This is a genomic window from Sphingomonas gellani (assembly GCF_900110035.1).
Classification (GTDB): domain Bacteria; phylum Pseudomonadota; class Alphaproteobacteria; order Sphingomonadales; family Sphingomonadaceae; genus Sphingomonas; species Sphingomonas gellani.
In genome coordinates this window covers 18310-33911 of sequence record NZ_FOCF01000001.1, presented here as the reverse complement: position 1 = coordinate 33911, position 15602 = coordinate 18310, and the positions used below count along the sequence as shown (strand labels likewise).

Genomic DNA, 15602 nt, shown 5'->3' with positions numbered 1-15602 from the left:
GATGAAGCTGGGCAAGGCGCTGGGATCGGTCGGCGGGCTGACGCTCGCCAGCCGCGTGCTGGCGCTTGTCCGCGACTCGCTGCAGGCGACGTTCGTCGGCGCGAGCTTCGCGTCCGACGCCTTCTTCGTGGCGTTCCGCCTGCCCAACATGTTCCGCGCGCTGTTCGCGGAAGGGGCGTTCGCGTCCGCGTTCATCCCGATGTTCAACCGCCACGTCAGCGAGGGCGGAGAGGTGCGCGCCGGCCTCCGCTTCGCCGAACAGGCGCTGGCAGTGCTGTTCCCGGTGCTGCTCGCGCTGACCGGACTGATGCTCGTCGCGGCGTGGCCGATCACACTCGGCCTGTCGGGCGGTTTTCACCGGCAGCAGCCGACGCCCGACCAGTTCGCGTTCGCCGTTGAGCTGTCGCGCTGGACCATTCCCTATTTGATGCTGATCTCGCTGGCGTCGCTGCTCGGCGGAATCCTCAACTCGCTGGACAAATACTGGGTCAACGCCGCGGCACCGATCCTGCTCAACGTGTCCATGGTCACGGCGCTGTTCTTCTTCCACGGCGCCGACGCGTTCCAGACGGCGCGCGTGCAGGCGATCTCCGTCACGGTCGGCGGCGCGCTGCAACTCGCCTGGCTGATGTTCGCCTGTCGCCGGGCGGGCGTCAGCCTGCGCCTTCAGCGTCCGCGCCTGACGCCGGAGGTGCGGCAGCTGATGCGCCTGATCCTGCCGGCCGCCACCGGGGCCGGCGCGTCGCAGATCAACCTGGCGATCTCCACCGCGCTCGCAGGCCGGCTGCTGGGCGAAGGGTCGCTGTCGTTCATCAATTATGCCGACCGGCTGAACCAGTTGCCGCTGGGCCTGATCGGGATCGGTCTCGGCACCATCCTGCTCCCCACCGTATCGCGGCAATTGTCCAGCGGACGCGATGCGGAGGCGATGGACACGCAGAACCGGGGCGTGGAACTGGCCCTGTTCCTGACCCTGCCGGCAACCGTCGCCTTCATCGTCGCGTCGGTGCCGATCATCCGCGGCCTGTTCCAGTTCGGCCATTTCTCCGACGCGGCTACCCATGGCAGCGCGCTGGCCCTTTCGGCATTCTCCATTGGCCTGCCGTCCTATGTGCTGGTCAAGGTGCTGACCCCCGGTTTCTACGCCCGCGCCGACACCCGTACGCCGGTCCGCTACGCCCTAATTTCCGTCGGCATCAACCTGGTTGGCAACCTGATCCTGATCCCGACGGTCGGCCATGTCGGGCCGCCGCTCGCCACCGCGTTGGCGTCCACGATCAATGTCGCCATGCTGTATGCGACATTGCGCAAGCGGGGCCACTTCGCACCCGATCGCCAGCTTGCCCGTCGCATCCCCCGCCTGGCGATTGCGGCGGTGATGATGGGTGTGGCGCTGTGGCTTGTCACACCGCTGGTCGACGCGCGCTTGTTCGGTGGTCGCATCGAGCGGTTCGCCTGGCTGGGCTTGCTGGTGTCGGGCGGCATCGCGACTTATGCGGTGGCGTGTTTCGTCACCGGGGCATTCCGCCCGTCCGACCTGAAGGCGCTGCTGCGCCGCCGGGACACCGCGCCTGCCGGAAAGCCCGTTCCTGCCCCCAACCCCGCAAAGGACTGACATGCGCGTCGTCTCGGGCATTCAGCCCACCGGAAATCTGCACCTCGGCAACTATCTCGGCGCGATCAAGAACTGGGTCGCGATGCAGGATGCGATGGCAGGGGGCGACACGTGCCTGTTCTTCCTGGCCGACCTCCATGCCCTGACCCAGCCCGTCGTCGCGGCCGACATGGCCGCGAACACGATTGAGATGGCGGCGACGCTGCTCGCATGCGGCATCGATCCCGATCGCTCGATCCTGTTCAACCAGGCGCGGGTTGCGGCGCATTCCGAACTCGCTTGGCTGCTCGGCGGTACCGCGCGGGTCGGCTGGCTGAACCGCATGACCCAGTGGAAGGACAAGGCCGGCAAGAATCGGGAGGGTCAGTCGATCGGGCTGTTCACCTATCCGGTGCTGCAGGCGGCCGACGTTCTGGTCTACCAGGCGACGCATGTGCCGGTCGGCGACGATCAGAAGCAGCATCTGGAATTGGCGCGCGACATCGCCGCCAAGTTCAACACTGATTTCGCGGTGGACCTCTTCACCCTGCCGGAGCCGTACATCTCGCCCGCCGCGCCGCGCATTATGTCGTTGCGCGACGGAACGGCGAAGATGTCGAAGTCCGACCCCTCCGACGCATCCAGGATCAACCTGGTCGATAGCGACGACCTGATCGCGCAGAAGCTGAAGCGGGCGAAGACCGATCCCGAGCCGCTGCCCGACACGCCAGCGGGTCTGGAGAACCGCCCGGAGGCCCGTAACCTCGTCACCATATTCGCTGCCCTGTCCGGACGAACGCCCGCCGACGTGCTGAGGGAACATGCCGGCCAGGGTTTCGGCGCGTTCAAGCCCGTGCTGACCGATCTTGCCGTCGCGACGTTGGCGCCGATCCGCGAACGGCTGACCGCGATGCTGACCGACCGCGAGTCGGTTGGCGTGGTGCTGCGGAACGGGGCCGAAAAGGCACGTTCGCTGGCGGCACCAACGCTGCTCGCCGCCCAGCAGGCGATCGGCCTGCAAGTGTGACGATCCCTCCGGAGGGATAAGGGCAAGCTTGCTGCGGCCCGATCATATTCGGCTGACTGCTGGGTAAGTTAGACGCGCCGCTTTATCGCCTACTCGAGCCATGTCCGTACGACCGGTAGATGGCACTGACCGCACGCCACGGCGGATCGGTCGGATCAGGCTTCCAGTTCGCGCAGCAGCACGCGGACGGCAGCATCGATCTCCCGGTCCGTGTCACGCAACTCCTCGACCTTGCGCACCGCATGGATCACGGTGGAATGGTCGCGACCGCCGAATTTGCGCCCGATTTCCGGCAGGGAGCGCGTAGTCAGCCGCTTGGCCAGATACATCGCGATCTGTCGAGGCCGTGCGACATTGCGCGAGCGGCGTGCGGATACAAGGTCCAGCGGCTTCAGGTCGAAATGGTCGGACACCAGCTTCTGGATCTCATCGATCGTCACGCGCCGCTGGCTGCCGCGCAGCACGTCGCCCAGCGTGCTGGTCGCAAAGCCCAGATCGACCCGGTCGCCGGTCAGCTGCGCATAGGCGACGACGCGGTTCAGCGCGCCCTCCAGCTCGCGGATGTTGGAATGGATGCGTCCCGCCAGCATGTCCAGCACATCGGCGGGCACCGGCGTGTCGGGCATGTCCGCCAGCTTGCGCGTCAGGATCGCACGACGCAGGTCCATGCCCGGCGCCTTGATATCCGCCACCAACCCGGCACTCAGCCGGGACACGATTCGCGCCTCGACGCCGTCCAGCGCCTGGGGGCAGCGATCCGCGGTGATGACCAGCCGTTTGCCGGCGGCCATGACCTCGTTGATCGTGTGGAAAAACTCCTCCTGTGTGGAGTCCTTGCCGGCGATGAACTGAAGATCGTCGATCAGCAGCAGATCGGCGGAACGCAACCGCGCCTTGAACGCGAAGGTGTCGCGCGCCCGCATCGCCGCCACAAATTCGAACATGAACCGCTCGGCCGACATGCACAACACCCGCGCCTGCGGTCGCATGTCCAGATAGGCATGGGCGATGGCATGCATCAGGTGAGTCTTGCCCTGCCCGGTGCCGGCATGAAGGAACAGCGGCGAGAAGCGGGCCGGCCCATCCTCCGCCATCAAGCGCGCGGCATTGAAGGCGACCCGGTTGGTCGCATCCACGACGAAGCGATCGAACGTGTAGCGCGAGTCGAGGGTCGGACGCTCCGCCGCGGCAACGGGCTCCGCCACGGCGGGACGTGCGGCGACAAGCGGGAGAGGAAGCGCCGAAGTGGCTGTCTCGACCGGCGCGGCGGCGACGGCTTCCGCTGGCGTGATCTGGCTTGGGGGTGCGCTGACCATGGCCAGAACCTGTCCCGGTGCCCGCGTCTCGATCGACACGCTGCGCACGGCCGGCAGGACCTGCCGGAATTCGAGCAGCAGCCGATCCTGATAATGATTGCGGACCCAATTCGTCATGAACGGCGACGGCAGTGCGAGCCGGACCGACTCCGCGTCACCGTCCTCGATCATCTCCATGGGTTTCAGCCATTGATCGAACAACCGGGCACCGGCCGACTCACGCAGGGAGGTGCGCACACGGGTCCAAGCCCGCTGCGCGTCGCTCCCCTGCAAGGCCGGCCCAAACGTCACGCACACTTCCCCCGTGCTCACGAAACCCTGTTCCGCGAGAGACAATGTTGACACAAACCATCACCGGACGCGGCCAGCCAAGGGCCACGCGGCATGCTCTTCTGTGATCGAACGCATCGCCGGCTGGCGTCTGCGGAGGTTGATTATGAAGCCTCGTCTGAGTCGATCAAGGCCGGGGACGGACGCATTTCTGAAATAAACCGGGTTGACAGGTGCAAGCCTCGGAAATCCGTCGATCTTTTTTATAAGTCACTGACTTCACACGATTTTAACCAACGCCGCTCGTATGGTCGATGCTCGAATCGCGGTAAGTCCTGCGTTTGCCAAACTTGCTTGCGGCCGCGGGATCGCGGGCACGAAAAAAGGCCCGCCGGTGGAACCGACGGGCCTTTCGGAATGCGTGTCGCGGGCGATCAGCCGAGCGTGGCGAGCCGCTTGGTCAGGCGCGAGAACTTGCGGCTGGCGGTGTTGCGGTGAAGCACACCCTTGGCCACGCCGCGCGCCAGTTCCGGCTGCGCCTCGGCGAGAGCGGTGGTCGCCGCCGCCTTGTCACCCGCGGCCAGAGCGGCCTCCACCTTCTTGATGAAGGTACGGATGCGGCCGACCCGGTTGCCGTTGACCACGGCGCGGGCCTGGTTGCGACGGATACGCTTCTTCGCTTGCGGCGTGTTCGCCATTCTTGCCTCTGATCCCAATGAAAAGCGGGGCGTGGGACCAGGCCCCTACCCTCGTGAAGCGGCGCCCCTACCCGTTCGGGCGGGAAAGGTCAACCGCACAGGCTCGATCACGGGAGCGTGTCCACGCTCGCGATCAGCCGCGCTGACACCGCGGACAGTAGAAGGTGGAGCGACCCGAATCGACTCGCCGACGCACCGGTCCGCCGCATGCGCATGCTTCTCCCTCGCGCCCATAGACGCGCCATTGCTTCGAGAAGTAGCCCAGCTCCCCGTCAGGCCGCACATAGTCGCGCAGACTGGAGCCCCCTGCCTCGATCGCGGCAAGCAGCACCGTCTTAATCGCGGCCGCCAGCCGATCGAGTCGCACGCGGGCGATCTGTCCCGCCGACCGCCCGGGTGCGATCCGCGCCATATGCAGCGCCTCGCACACATAGATGTTGCCCAGCCCGGCGACGATCCGCTGATCCAGCAGCATCGCCTTGATCGGCGCCGCGCGACCGTCCAGCGCCCGTTCCAGATAGGCTCCGTCGAAATCATCGCCCAGCGGTTCGGGCCCAATCGCGGCAAAGGGCGGATACGCGGCCAGTTCCGCCGTCGGCACGAGGTCGAGAAAGCCGAAGCGACGCGGGTCGTTGAGCGCCAGGCGGCGCCCTTCTTCCGTCTTCAGCAGCAGGTGATCGTGCGGCAATATCTCTGCCGGATCGACTCGCCAGCGACCCGACATGCCGAGGTGGAATACCAGCGTGTCGCCGCGATCGGTGTCGATCAGCCCGTATTTGGCGCGCCGGCCAAGCTCGACGACCGTGGCACCCGTCATTCGTTGTCGCAGGTCGGCGGGTATCGCCTTGCGCAGGTCGGCGCGGCGCGGCTCCACACTGGCAAGCCGCTGACCGGTAAGCACCGGCGCAAGGCCACGAACCGTGGTTTCGACTTCGGGAAGCTCTGGCATGAGCATCAAGAGCTAGGTTGCGTTTGCCCCTGCCACAAGCGGCGGCTAGGGCGGTCGCCATGACCGACACCGTATACTTCGGCTATCAAGACGTCGCCCCCGAGGAAAAGACCCGCCGTGTGGGTGGCGTCTTCACCTCCGTCGCATCCCGCTACGACCTGATGAACGACGCCATGTCGGGGGGCATGCACCGTTTGTGGAAGGACCGCTTCGTGCGCCGGGTCAAACCTCGCGCCGGCGAGCAGGTCCTGGACATGGCCGGCGGCACCGGCGACATCGCGTTCCGCCTGGCGCGTTCGGGCGCGTCGATCACGGTCGCCGACATCAACCCGGCGATGCTGGCCGTCGGCATGGAGCGGGCGCAGAAACGTGGCATCGACGGCCTTGTCTGGTCGGAGGCGAATGCGGAAACGCTGACCTATCCCGATCGCTTTTTCGATGCGTACACGATCGCGTTCGGCATCCGGAACGTGACCGACATCCCCAAGGCGCTGCGTGAGGCGCACCGGGTCCTGCGCCGGGGCGGCCGGTTCTTCTGCCTGGAATTCTCGACCAATCAATGGCCGGGCTTTTCGGACGTGTACGACGCCTATTCGCACAAGCTGGTGCCCAAGGTGGGGCAGTTGCTGGCCGGCGACGCCGACAGCTATCGCTACCTGATCGAATCGATCCGCCGCTTTCCCGACATGCCGACGTTTGAGGGCATGATCCGCGACGCAGGATTCGTGAACACGCGCGTGGAGCCGATCCTGGGCGGGCTGGTCGCGATCCATTCGGGCTGGAAGATCTGATCGGCCTGTGACGTCCTCCATCGTTCATAGCTGGCGCCTGCTCCGCTGGGGCCGGACGCTTGCCCGGCACGGCGCGCTGACCGGGCTGGAGCGCGATCCCAATACGCCGACGCCGGTGAAGCGCCTGGCGCGCATCGCACGCATCGGTGCGCGCGTGCCAAAGGTGCCGCGCTACGCCGACGCCCTGCAGGCGATCGGTCCTGCCGCGATCAAGCTCGGGCAGACGCTCGCCACCCGGCCCGACCTGGTTGGCGAAGCGGCGGCGCGCGATCTGTTGCGGTTGCAGGATCAACTGCCCGCCGTGCCGTTCGAAACGATCCGCGCCGCGGTGGAGGCGAGCCTGGGACGCCCGCTGGAACAGCTGTTCGCGTCCATCCAGGAGATGCCGGTCGGGGCGGCCTCCATCGCGCAGGTGCACCGCGCGGTGATGCCGGACGGCAGGCAGGTCGCGGTCAAGGTGCTGCGCCCCGGCGTCGAGGACGATTTCAAACGCGCCATCGACACCTATCAATGGGCCGCCGCACAGCTGGAGGGCATGGGCGGAGAGGCCGCCCGCCTGCGTCCCCGGCTGACGGTCGAGAACTTCCGCCGCTGGACGCTGCGCGAGTTGAACTTCATGCGAGAGGCCGCGTCGGCGTCGGAACTGGCGGAGGCGATGACCGCCGAACCCGATTTCGTGGTGCCGGCGATCGACTGGAGCCGCACCAGCGGCAAGGTGCTGACCATCGAATGGATCGATGGCATAAAGCTGTCGAACAGGGAGGCGCTGATCGCCGCCGGCTACGACCTGCCGCGGCTGGCGCGCACGTTGGTGCACGCGTTCCTGCGGCAGGCGATCGCGGAGGGCTTCTTCCACGCCGACATGCACCAGGGGAACCTGTTCGCCCTGCCCGGCAATCGGATCGCGGCGATCGATTTCGGCATCATGGGCCGCATCGACCGGCGTGCGCGGGTGTGGCTGGCGGAGATCCTGTACGGCCTGATCACCGGCAACTATCGCCGGGTCGCGGAAATCCATTTCGAGGCGGGCTATGTCCCCGCGCATCACAATGTCGCGGAATTCGCCACGGCACTGCGCGCGGTGGGAGAGCCGATGCGCGGCCTGCCGGTCAAGGACATGTCGATCGGCATGATGCTGGATGGCCTGTTCGCGATCACCCGCGATTTCGACATGGTGACGCAGCCTCACCTTCTGCTGCTGCAGAAGACCATGGTGATGGTGGAGGGTGTGGCGACCGGTCTGGACCCCGACATCAATCTGTGGGACGCGGCGGCGCCTTTCGTGCGCGAATGGATCCGGTCGGAGCTGGGGCCGGAGGCGGCGCTCGCCGACCGACTGGTGACGGATGTGCGGACGCTGGCTCGGTTGCCCGAGCTAGTGCGGCGGATCGAGGCGCGCTTTCCCGCACCCGGCGGAGAGCCCCCCGCCCCGCCGCTGCGCGATGTGACGCTGGTGCGGGTCGGCGGCGGCTGGCGCTATGCCGCGGTGGCCGCCGCGACCGCGCTGGCGAGCATCGCGGGCAGCTGGGCCGTGATGCACTAGGGCCGGCCAAAGGATGCGCCGTCCCGCCGACCCTTTCTGGCTTGCCGCTCCTACCCGCTTCGCCGGCATGTCCGTGCGTGCGGCACGGATGGCGCTGGCGCTTGCGGTGTTGCTGCTGCTGGCGAGTTGGGCGGGGCCGCCACAGGGGATCGCACGGGCTGCCGCCGATGCCGGCGCGGGTGACAATGCGCTTTATGGCGCGATCGTCGACGGGGTTCGCCATGGCGGTTCCTACTATCCCGTCGCCGCCGAGGCACTGCGGGCCGGCGATTACCCGTTGAAGCCGTTCGTCACCTTCCGCCTGCCGACGCTGGCGGTGGTGGAGGCGCACCTGCCCGGCTGGCTGGTGGGAGGATTGCTGGGAGTACTGGTCACGGCCACGCTGATCGCGTGGTTCGGCCGCCTGTCGCCCGCGCTGCCGCGTCTGGCGGCCCGTGTCGCCGCGGCCCTGCTGATCGCGGGTGGCCTGATCGTGTACGCGCAGGCTTCGCTGGCGACGTTCCACGAGATCTGGGCCGGGCTGTTCATCGCATTGTCGCTGGCCCTGCGGCGGCCGGGCCGCTGGGTCGAGGCGGTGGCGCTGGGGCTGTGCGCGATGCTGGTCCGCGAAACCGCAGCGTTGTTCGTCGCGATCATGGCGGTAGTGGCATTGTTAGAGGGAGAGCGGCGGGAGGCGGCGACCTGGTTCGCCTCGCTGGGTGTCCTGGCCCTGGCGGTGGCGCTGCACGCTCACGCCGTCGCACAGGTCGTGGGGCCACTCGATGCCGAGTCGCCCGGTTGGACGGGGATGCTCGGTTTCGGTCACTTCGCGCGTACCATGGCGCGTTCCACGGTGCTGGACATCTTCCCGCCGGCACTGGCCGCGCCGCTGGTGGTGCTGGCCATGCTCGGGTGGGCCGGATGGCGCGACCCGCTGGCGACGCGGATCGCCGCGATACTGGCTGCATATGCGGTACTGCTGTCCCTGTTCGGCAGGGCGGACACATTCTACTGGGGCCTGTTGGTGGCGGCGGTGCTCCTGCCCGGCCTGGTCATGGCACCGGACGCGCTGCGCGACCTGTTCGCGGCCGCGTTGGACAAGCGGCGCATCACTGTGCGACGGGTGGTGCGATGAAGCGGGTCCTGCTGATCGTCGGCGGCGGCATCGCGGCCTACAAGGCCTGCGAACTGATCCGCCTGCTCCGGAAGCGCGGGCATGCCGTGCGGTGTGTCCTGACGGAGAGCGGCAGCCACTTCGTCACCGCCATGACACTGGCCGCCCTGTCGGAGGACCAGGTGTTCACAACGCTGTGGGACCTGAAGGACGAGGCGGAGATGGGCCATATCCAGCTCAGCCGACAGGCGGACCTGATCGTGGTCGCGCCCGGCACTGCCGACCTGATGGCGCGGATGGCCGCCGGCATTGCGGACGATCTGGCGACGACGCTGCTGCTCGCCACCGACACGCCGGTCCTCGTCGCGCCGGCGATGAACGTCCGGATGTGGAACCACCCGGCCACCGCTCGCAACGTCGCGACACTGAGAGCCGACGGTGTGGAAGTGATGACACCGGACGACGGGGCGATGGCCTGCGGCGAATACGGGCCGGGCCGCCTGCCGGAACCGGAGGCGATCGCCCAGCGAGTCGACCGGCGTCTGGGCGCGCGTTCCGTATCGCAGAAACTGGCCGCGCGACACGTGCTGGTCACCGCCGGCCCCACGCATGAGCCGATCGATCCGGTACGCTACATCGCCAATCGATCGTCGGGCCAGCAGGGCTTTGCGATCGCCGGGGCGTTGGCGACGCTGGGGGCGCGGGTCACCCTGGTTGCCGGCCCCGTTCAGCTGGCCACGCCACCGGGCGTCGAGCGCATCGATGTGGAAACCGCCGCACAGATGGCGGCAGCCGTGGACGAGGCCTTGCCGGCCGATGCGGCGGTGCTGGTCGCCGCGGTCGCCGATTGGCGGGTCGATGTTGCCGCGCAAAAACTCAAAAAGGGCATGGGCGCGCCGGAACTGGCTTTGCTGCCCAATCCCGACATTCTCGCCGATCTGGCGCGCGATCCGCGCCGCCCGGCCCTACTGGTCGGCTTTGCCGCCGAAACCGAGCGGGTCGTGGAAAATGCGACCGACAAACGGCTGCGCAAGGGAGTCGACTGGATCGTGGCAAATGACGTATCGGGCAATGTAATGGGCGGAACGGCGAACACGGTACATCTGGTCACGGCTGCTGGGGTCGAAGATTGGCCCTTGATGTCCAAGCAGGACGTGGCCGCCCGGCTGGCCGAACGCATCGCCGATGCGCTGACACAGGATCCAGCGGCATGACCCCAGTTCGCATCGCGCTGCAGCGCCTGCCGCATGGCGACGGCCTGCCCCTGCCAGCCTATGCGAGCACCGGCGCGGCGGGGCTGGACATCGTCGCGGCGGAGGCAGTGACCCTGAACCCCGGCGAACGTCATGCCGTTGCCACCGGCTTTGCCATCGCCATCCCGGCCGGCTTCGAGGTTCAGGTACGGCCGCGTTCCGGCCTGGCACTGAAGTACGGCATCACCTGCCTCAACACGCCCGGTACGATCGACAGCGATTATCGCGGTGAGATCAAGGTCATCCTGATCAATCTGGGTCAGGAGCCGTTCGCCGTCGTCAGGGGTGAGCGGATCGCGCAGCTGGTACCTGCCGCCGTTCAGCCGGCCAGGTTCGAGGAAGTGGATCAGCTGGATGCCACGGATCGTGGCGCGGGCGGGTTCGGATCGACGGGCCGATGATGCTGGCGGCGCTGGCCCTGATGATCCAGGCGCCCGCGTCGGTCGCACCGCCGGTGCAGCCGGCGGAATGGGCACAATTGCCGCCGCTGCCTTGGCGCGTCCCACCCCGGTATGACGGGGAAATGGCGCGGTTCGTGATGGAGGAGGTGCGTGCGGGTCGATGCGTCGCCGCCGTGACCACGGCGACCGGCCAGGCCTTGCAAGTCGATGTCGCGCTGTTGATCGCATCCGATGGACGTCCCCGCGCGATCGTCCCGCGCGCGATCGGCTGCGCGACAGTGGAGCAGTACACCTCCGGCCTGATCTCCCGCGCCGTCCGCGAAAACCTGATTCCGGACGTGGAGCGCGACACCTGGTACCGCGCCAGCATAACATTCCACTGGCCATCATGACCGCCAAGCCATGGTAATGCTGTCCGACGAGGAGCTGGACCGCTATGCCCGCCATGTCGTCCTGAAGGAAATCGGTGGAGCGGGTCAGGTTCGCATGAAGGCCGCGCGCGTCGCTGTGATCGGTGCCGGCGGCATCGGCTCGCCCGCGATCCAGTATCTGGCGGCGGCGGGCATCGGTCGCCTCGACGTGATCGACGACGACCGTGTCGACCTGTCCAACCTGCAACGCCAGACGATCTTCGCCACCCACGACTCCGGCGAGCCAAAGGCGCAGGCCGCGGCGCGCAGGGCACGGGCGATCAACCCGCATTGCGACGTCCACGCGCACGTCGTGCGCATCGACGCGCACAACGTCACTGCCCTTTTGCAGGACGCGGACGTGATCCTGGACGGATGCGACAATTTCGCGACGCGGTTGCGCGTGGCGGACACCGCGCTCACGCTGCGGCGGCCGCTGGTATCCGCCGCGATCGGGCAGTTCGAAGGACAGCTGGCGGTCTATCGCGGATGGCAGGCGTCCCTCCCATGCTACCGCTGTCTGGTCGGCTCCCCGCAAGAGGTCGACGGCACCTGCGCGGCGGACGGCGTGCTGGGTCCGATGACCGGCATGGTGGGCAGCATGGCCGCGCTGGAGGTGCTGCGGGCCATCGTGCCGTTCGGCATCGATCCGGCCGGACTGCTGATGGTGCTGGATACGCTCGACTGGCGTTTTCGTACGATCCGGGTGCCCAAGGACCCCGGCTGCCCTGCATGTGGCGTTACCCACATGGCGAACGTCGCAGAGGTCGATTGAGGTAGAAGCTCCAGGACGATCGGGCCCGATCGTTGCGGATCAGGCCCGACCAAACTGTCCGTGTCGACCGGATCAGCGGCCGAGCTGCGCCTCCGCGAATGTCCGCACTGCCGGACCGATGTCGTCCCGCGCCAGCGCCAGCGCCAGGTTCGCCTGGATAAAGCCGGCCTTGTCGCCACAGTCGTAGCGCTCGCCATCGAAGGTGAAGCCATGGAACGGCTGCGTCCCGATCATTTGAGCCATCGCGTCGGTCAGCTGGATTTCCCCACCGGCACCCTTTTCGCCACGCTCCAGAATACCCATCACCTCCGGCTGGAGGATGTAGCGGCCGGGGATCATCAGGTTGGACGGTGCCTTGCCCTTCGGCTTCTCGACCAGGGCCTTCACCTCGGTCAGGCGGCCATCCACCGCACCGGGCGAGATGATGCCGTACTTGTCCGTCTCGCTGGCCGGCACTTCCAGCGCGCCGATGACGTTGCCACCGACGCGGTTATACGCCTCCACCATCTGACGCATGAAGCCGCCGACCATCAGTTCGTCCGGCAGCAGGACCGCGAACGGCTCGTCGCCGACGATCTCGCGCGCGCACCAGACCGCATGGCCGAGGCCCAGCGGCTCCTGCTGGCGAACATAGACGGGGCTGCCCGGCTTTTGCCGGATATTGTCGATCAGCGACAGGCTCTTGCCCCGCGCCTTCATCGTCGCTTCCAGCTCGTAGGAGATGTCGAAATGATCCTCCAGCGCGCCCTTGCCGCGTCCGGTGACGAAGATGATCTGCTCGATCCCCGCCTCCAGCGCCTCTTCGACCGCATACTGGATCAGCGGCTTGTCGACGACGGTCAGCATCTCCTTCGGCATCGCCTTGGTCGCGGGCAGGAAACGTGTGCCGAGACCCGCGACGGGGAAAACGGCCTTGCGGACGGGCTTGATCGACATCGTTCTTCGCGCTCCCAGCGTGGTGCGCCGCCGCATAGCAACCCGGCACATGCCCCGCAACGACGCCCCGATCTTAGCACGCCCTTAAATGGCACGCTGGCAGGACGCGGACATGACAAAGCCCCGCATCCTCGTCGTGTTCGGCACCCGGCCGGAGGCGATCAAGCTGTTTCCCGTCGTGCGCACCCTTACCGACCGGGGCGACGTGTCGGTGCGGACCTGCGTCACGGCGCAGCATCGCGGGTTGCTGGATCAGGTGCTGGAGATCGCGGGTCTGGTCCCCGACATCGACCTCGACCTGATGGAACCGGGCCAGACGCTGGACCGGCTGACCGCGCGGCTGCTGACCGGATTGGGCGCGGTGCTGGACGCGGAGCGGCCCGATATGGTGGTGGTTCAGGGCGACACGGCGACCGCGATGGCGGGCGCCATGGCGGCCTATTATCGCAAGGTGCCGGTCGCCCATGTCGAGGCCGGGCTGCGATCCGGCGACATCTACCACCCATGGCCGGAGGAGGTGAACCGGCGCATGATCGCACCCATCGCCGCGCTGCACTTCGCCCCGACGGACACCGCGGCAGAGGCGCTGCGGCGCGAGGCGATCGACCCGGCCAGGATCCATGTCACCGGCAACACCGTGATCGACGCGCTGCACTGGACACGCGACCGCATCGCACGGGAACCCGCGCTCGCCAGCGGCCTGCTGCCGATCGCCGATCGGGTCCGGGACAAGCGACTGGTCCTGGTGACCACGCACCGACGCGAGAATTTTGGCGACGGCATGACGGCCATCGCCCGCGCACTGGCCCGGATCGCGGCGCGGGAAGACGTCGCCGTGCTTTTCCCGATGCACCCAAACCCCAATGTGGGCGGCGTGATGGACGCCGTGCTGGGCGACAATCCCCGCATCCTCCGTATCGATCCGCTCGATTACCCGCACTTCGTCGCAGCGCTCGACCTGGCGCATCTGGTGCTGACCGATTCGGGCGGTGTGCAGGAGGAGGCTCCGGCGCTCGGCAAGCCGGTGCTGGTGATGCGGGAGACGACCGAGCGGCCGGAGGGCGTGGCCGCCGGAACCGCTCGGCTGGTCGGCACGGACGAGGACCGCATCGTTTCCGAAATCTTCACGCTGATCGACGATCATGCCGCCTACGCCGCCATGGCCCGCGCCCACAATCCGTTCGGCGACGGTCATGCCAGCAACAGGATTGCGGAGATCATCGCGGATGCATGCCGAGGCTGAACTGAAGGTCGCCGTATTGGGCCTGGGCTATATCGGCCTGCCCACCGCCGCGGTGATCGCGCGCACGGGTGCACGGGTGCTGGGCGTCGACGTCTCCGCCGACGTCGTGGAGACGGTCAATTCCGGCCGGGTCCATATCGAAGAGGTCGATCTAGACGGGCTGGTGTCCGGCGTGGTCACGCGCGGCGCCCTGCGTGCCTCGACCATCATCGAACAGGCCGACATCTTCGTCATCGCCGTGCCGACCCCGTTCGATGCCGATCACGCGCCGGACATCGGCTATGTGTTGCAGGCGGCGACCACCGTCGCGGCCGCGTTGAAGCCGGGCGATACCGTAATCCTCGAATCGACATCGCCTGTCGGCACGACGGAGAAGGTGCGCGACCTGCTCGCCCAACTGCGCCCCGACCTGAAGGTACCCGGCCGCACCGGCGACCAGGCGGATATCGCCATCGCCTATTGTCCGGAGCGTGTCCTGCCCGGCCGCATCCTGGTCGAACTGATCGACAACGACCGGGTGATCGGCGGCATCACGCCGCGTTGTGCGCGCAAGGCACTCGCTTTCTACCGCCGGTTCGTCCGCGGTGCCTGTGTCACCACCACGGCGCGCACGGCCGAGATGACGAAGCTGACGGAGAATGCATTCCGCGACGTCAACATCGCCTTCGCCAACGAACTCAGCCTGGTCGCGGACACGGTCGGCGTCGACGTGTGGGACGTGATTCGGCTGGCCAATCGCCATCCGCGCGTCAACATCCTGAACCCCGGCCCCGGCGTCGGCGGACATTGCATCGCGGTCGATCCGTGGTTCCTGGTATCCGCCGCGCCCGACCGCACCCCGCTGATCCGCACTGCGCGTGAGGTCAACGACGGCAAGACCGACCATGTCATCGCCGAAGCCGCCAAGCTGATCGAGGTGACGAGCGGGCCGGTGGCGTGCCTGGGTCTGGCGTTCAAGGCGAACATCGACGACTTCCGTGAAAGTCCCGCCTTGCGGGTGACGGACGCGCTGGCCGCCCGGTTCGGGGAACGCATCCGCGTAGTCGAGCCGCACATCGCCAGTCTGCCCGAGCCGCTGTCACGGTCGGGCGCGACCCTGATCGACATCGACACCGCGATCGAGACGTGTCCGGTGATGATCGTGCTGGTCGACCATGACGTGTTCCGGTCCGTGCCGCTGGAGGAACGTGCGGACAAGCGGGTGCTGGACACACGCGGCATCTGGTCGGATCAGCCATCGCCATCGAGCCGAACCTCGCTACGCCTCGCGAGTTGAGCAAAGGCGACGCTTTGCTCTTGTTGC

General features: G+C 67.4%; 15 protein-coding genes. 11 read left to right on the top strand and 4 right to left on the bottom strand.

Going from position 1 to position 15602, the window contains the following annotated elements; genetic code table 11:
- Position 1 precedes the first annotated feature (1 nt).
- Positions 2-1615 carry a murein biosynthesis integral membrane protein MurJ gene (gene murJ, locus BMX37_RS00145; RefSeq protein ID WP_093663479.1) on the top strand — a complete coding sequence of 538 codons (1614 nt, stop codon included), beginning with the start codon at positions 2-4 and terminating at the stop codon, positions 1613-1615.
- 1 nt (position 1616) lies between these two features.
- Complete coding sequence (trpS, locus tag BMX37_RS00140; protein ID WP_093663478.1) at positions 1617-2621, top strand: tryptophan--tRNA ligase; 1005 nt, start codon at positions 1617-1619, stop codon at positions 2619-2621.
- Between the two features lie 155 nt (positions 2622-2776).
- On the opposite strand, the gene dnaA is transcribed toward trpS, so the two are convergent.
- The 3 genes from dnaA to mutM form a co-directional block, all read right to left on the bottom strand.
- Positions 2777-4228, bottom strand: a complete 1452-nt coding sequence (gene dnaA, locus BMX37_RS00135) for a chromosomal replication initiator protein DnaA (RefSeq protein ID WP_244501315.1) — start codon at positions 4226-4228, stop codon at positions 2777-2779.
- A 413-nt stretch (positions 4229-4641) separates the two neighbouring features.
- Positions 4642-4905: a 30S ribosomal protein S20 gene (gene rpsT, locus BMX37_RS00130; protein ID WP_093663476.1), complete on the bottom strand. Its 264-nt coding sequence runs from the start codon at positions 4903-4905 to the stop codon at positions 4642-4644.
- A 133-nt stretch (positions 4906-5038) separates the two neighbouring features.
- Positions 5039-5854, bottom strand: coding sequence for a bifunctional DNA-formamidopyrimidine glycosylase/DNA-(apurinic or apyrimidinic site) lyase (gene mutM / locus BMX37_RS00125; RefSeq protein ID WP_093664183.1), 816 nt, complete (start codon positions 5852-5854; stop codon positions 5039-5041).
- A 59-nt stretch (positions 5855-5913) separates the two neighbouring features.
- Between mutM and BMX37_RS00120 the strand changes: the two genes are divergently transcribed.
- The 7 genes from BMX37_RS00120 to BMX37_RS00090 are packed head-to-tail and all read left to right on the top strand — an operon-like array spanning position 5914 to position 12120.
- Entirely contained in the window at positions 5914-6645 is a 732-nt protein-coding gene (locus BMX37_RS00120) for a class I SAM-dependent methyltransferase (protein ID WP_093663475.1), read from the top strand.
- A 7-nt stretch (positions 6646-6652) separates the two neighbouring features.
- The gene (gene ubiB / locus BMX37_RS00115; protein WP_093663474.1) at positions 6653-8188 is read left to right on the top strand and encodes a 2-polyprenylphenol 6-hydroxylase; all 1536 of its coding nucleotides are present in this window, start codon (positions 6653-6655) and stop codon (positions 8186-8188) included.
- Between the two features lie 13 nt (positions 8189-8201).
- Positions 8202-9302, top strand: a complete 1101-nt coding sequence (locus BMX37_RS00110; RefSeq protein ID WP_093663473.1) for a hypothetical protein — start codon at positions 8202-8204, stop codon at positions 9300-9302.
- Positions 9299-10495, top strand: coding sequence for a bifunctional phosphopantothenoylcysteine decarboxylase/phosphopantothenate--cysteine ligase CoaBC (gene coaBC / locus BMX37_RS00105; protein ID WP_093663472.1), 1197 nt, complete (start codon positions 9299-9301; stop codon positions 10493-10495). The genes BMX37_RS00110 and coaBC overlap by 4 nt, the downstream gene beginning before the upstream one ends.
- Positions 10492-10935, top strand: a complete 444-nt coding sequence (gene dut, locus BMX37_RS00100) for a dUTP diphosphatase (RefSeq protein ID WP_093663471.1) — start codon at positions 10492-10494, stop codon at positions 10933-10935. The genes coaBC and dut overlap by 4 nt, the downstream gene beginning before the upstream one ends.
- On the top strand, positions 10932-11327 hold the full coding sequence (locus BMX37_RS00095) for a hypothetical protein (protein WP_093663470.1): 396 nt from the start codon (positions 10932-10934) through the stop codon (positions 11325-11327). The genes dut and BMX37_RS00095 overlap by 4 nt, the downstream gene beginning before the upstream one ends.
- 10 nt (positions 11328-11337) lie before the next feature.
- Entirely contained in the window at positions 11338-12120 is a 783-nt protein-coding gene (locus tag BMX37_RS00090) for a HesA/MoeB/ThiF family protein (RefSeq protein ID WP_093663469.1), read from the top strand.
- Between the two features lie 72 nt (positions 12121-12192).
- On the opposite strand, the gene galU is transcribed toward BMX37_RS00090, so the two are convergent.
- On the bottom strand, positions 12193-13056 hold the full coding sequence (gene galU, locus BMX37_RS00085) for a UTP--glucose-1-phosphate uridylyltransferase GalU (protein WP_093663468.1): 864 nt from the start codon (positions 13054-13056) through the stop codon (positions 12193-12195).
- Positions 13057-13168: 112 nt separating this feature from the next.
- On the opposite strand from galU, the gene wecB reads away from it, so the two are divergent.
- Together wecB and wecC are read left to right on the top strand one after the other, a co-directional pair.
- Complete coding sequence (wecB, locus tag BMX37_RS00080; RefSeq protein WP_093664182.1) at positions 13169-14299, top strand: non-hydrolyzing UDP-N-acetylglucosamine 2-epimerase; 1131 nt, start codon at positions 13169-13171, stop codon at positions 14297-14299.
- Positions 14283-15575: a UDP-N-acetyl-D-mannosamine dehydrogenase gene (gene wecC / locus BMX37_RS00075; RefSeq protein ID WP_093663467.1), complete on the top strand. Its 1293-nt coding sequence runs from the start codon at positions 14283-14285 to the stop codon at positions 15573-15575. Before wecB ends, wecC begins: the two co-directional genes overlap by 17 nt.
- The last annotated feature ends 27 nt before the right edge of the window (positions 15576-15602 follow it).

Bases quoted from the DNA above. Each gene is read 5' to 3' on its own strand.
- murJ (WP_093663479.1), top strand. From the start codon at position 2: ATGAAGCTGGGCAAGGCGCTGGGATCGGTCGGCGGGCTGACGCTCGCC.
- trpS (WP_093663478.1), top strand. From the start codon at position 1,617: ATGCGCGTCGTCTCGGGCATTCAGCCCACCGGAAATCTGCACCTCGGC.
- rpsT (WP_093663476.1), bottom strand. From the start codon at position 4,905: ATGGCGAACACGCCGCAAGCGAAGAAGCGTATCCGTCGCAACCAGGCC.
- mutM (WP_093664183.1), bottom strand. From the start codon at position 5,854: ATGCCAGAGCTTCCCGAAGTCGAAACCACGGTTCGTGGCCTTGCGCCG.
- BMX37_RS00120 (WP_093663475.1), top strand. From the start codon at position 5,914: ATGACCGACACCGTATACTTCGGCTATCAAGACGTCGCCCCCGAGGAA.
- BMX37_RS00110 (WP_093663473.1), top strand. From the start codon at position 8,202: ATGCGCCGTCCCGCCGACCCTTTCTGGCTTGCCGCTCCTACCCGCTTC.
- coaBC (WP_093663472.1), top strand. From the start codon at position 9,299: ATGAAGCGGGTCCTGCTGATCGTCGGCGGCGGCATCGCGGCCTACAAG.
- dut (WP_093663471.1), top strand. From the start codon at position 10,492: ATGACCCCAGTTCGCATCGCGCTGCAGCGCCTGCCGCATGGCGACGGC.
- BMX37_RS00095 (WP_093663470.1), top strand. From the start codon at position 10,932: ATGATGCTGGCGGCGCTGGCCCTGATGATCCAGGCGCCCGCGTCGGTC.
- BMX37_RS00090 (WP_093663469.1), top strand. From the start codon at position 11,338: ATGGTAATGCTGTCCGACGAGGAGCTGGACCGCTATGCCCGCCATGTC.
- galU (WP_093663468.1), bottom strand. From the start codon at position 13,056: ATGTCGATCAAGCCCGTCCGCAAGGCCGTTTTCCCCGTCGCGGGTCTC.
- wecB (WP_093664182.1), top strand. From the start codon at position 13,169: ATGACAAAGCCCCGCATCCTCGTCGTGTTCGGCACCCGGCCGGAGGCG.
- wecC (WP_093663467.1), top strand. From the start codon at position 14,283: ATGCATGCCGAGGCTGAACTGAAGGTCGCCGTATTGGGCCTGGGCTAT.